Annotated in this window: 1 pseudogene; it reads left to right on the top strand. The window is 53.6% G+C overall.

Annotation, left to right across the window (positions count from 1 at the left end):
* A pseudogene (locus tag L107_RS09715) lies at positions 1-306 on the top strand (transposase); the annotation flags it as partial.
* Positions 307-1,769 lie beyond the last annotated feature (1,463 nt).

Genomic DNA, 1,769 nt, shown 5'->3' on the forward strand with positions numbered 1-1,769 from the left:
CGGGTACCAGGGCATCGCCAAGCGACCTGAGATGGCGGCCCATTCAGCAGCATTCCGAGTGGCGATGCGGCCGGGGAAACGCCAGGCACTCCCCAACACCGCAGATGGAAAGCTGCAGGAACTGATCGAGGCGGCGAAAGCACATCTCCGCGCCAAGGTCGAGCACCCTTTCAGGGTGATCAAGCAACAGTTCGGATTCCAGAAGACGCGGCTGCGTGGCTTGGCCAAAAACCGTTGCAAGGTCAACGTGCTGGCGGCACTATCGAACCTTTCCAAGCCCGGCATCAGTTACTCGCAGCAGCCTGAGCATGGGAATGATGTACTTAGAAGCCCTCATTCAGCCTCTATCAGCAACCCAAAGAGGCGGCAAGGAGCCTGCCAATGCACCACAAGGCAAACTCAGAGTCAGTCCACGGTTAGAAGTGCCGTTGCCGCTCTATGCGGCCACTGAAACTCCGATTGCCCAGAGGCTCCCCTAGGAGCTTATCATATCAATGAGCTTCGATCAGGGCACCTTTCTGAAAAGGGGCGCTCCAACGGCCTAAGGCGATTATTCATCAAAATCGGGAAGAACCGGAAAATGTACTTCCGGGCTCTCGCCCAAGCCGGCCTACTGCTGACACATGACGTAGTCGGAAAACAACTGATCGAAGCACTATCAAGAGATGGTCTCATGGTAGCCGCGCGAGACTTGCCACCATTCTCATCACTTACTGCGCTTAGGTCTACACTTTAGAGAGCTCGAGCAATTAACTCAACAGCGCCTTTGCTGAATTATCTACATTACGCCTTTTCGCTTTCAGTGCTTGGCAGCAAGCTGGCTGAGTTTACAAGAATTGAACTTCACCAGAAAATCTCGACTAATGACGTATCTCCATCAACACCGACACATGTGCAAAGCAGGCTTCCTCCCGTAAGACTCACGAAACGCAATAAGCTGCTCATTGAATACTGGCTTCTTCGTCGCTTGGTCGACGAAGGTACAAAACTGCATCAACCCGCTTCGTTCATACTGCCCGGAGCTGAGCCTGCAAATAACTTCTTAATGCTGATTCCGGGGGAGAGGTGCTTGCTACTGACAAGCTCCCTTCGCATCCATCCACATGAAGCAGATAGCATTGCTCCCCTAAGCTCGGAGACGCTGGCCTCGGACCCAGAGCTTCCTCCCATGCTGTGGGACCAACGACTGAGCTTGCTGCAATCCAGCATAAAAAATGCTGACATCATCATCGAAAGGGAATCCGTCATTACTGCCCTTAATGCGATCAACAAAAGATTCACCATTTCCTGCCGAATAGAACAGGGAGGCCTTAAGTATCGAAGGGTGCGCTCAGGATTGAGAATCACTATCCCTTGGTGATCGTTCAAGTAGCTTGCTATTTGTGATTTACGGCAAGAGATCCTTTATCGGAGATGTTCCAACTTGGCCCGATGTGTTGCCATTCCACCTTTTCTCATTTATCAGCCGCCGTAACTCATTTTCCAGCATCCTTCCTCATGGCGATCGGAGAGCCACTGGAAACCACCAGAGGCCCCCCCCGCCGAGCAGGTCATCCGCAAGCTGCGCACCGCTGAGCAGCTCATCAATCAAGGCCAAGGCGTCAGCGATGTCTGCAGGACCCTGAAGGTTTCGGCACTAGCTTTAAGCCGTATGCCTGACCATGTCCACACTAATCCGTGCGCCGATGGCAGTCGATGGCGATGGAGTCCACTACCAGCCGTACTTCGGCTCCCCACCGATCAAGTGCGGACCAAGTGCCCCCCCCCCC

It is taken from the genome of Cyanobium sp. Copco_Reservoir_LC18 (genome assembly GCF_009834675.1).
Lineage (GTDB): Bacteria > Cyanobacteriota > Cyanobacteriia > PCC-6307 > Cyanobiaceae > Cyanobium > Cyanobium minutissimum.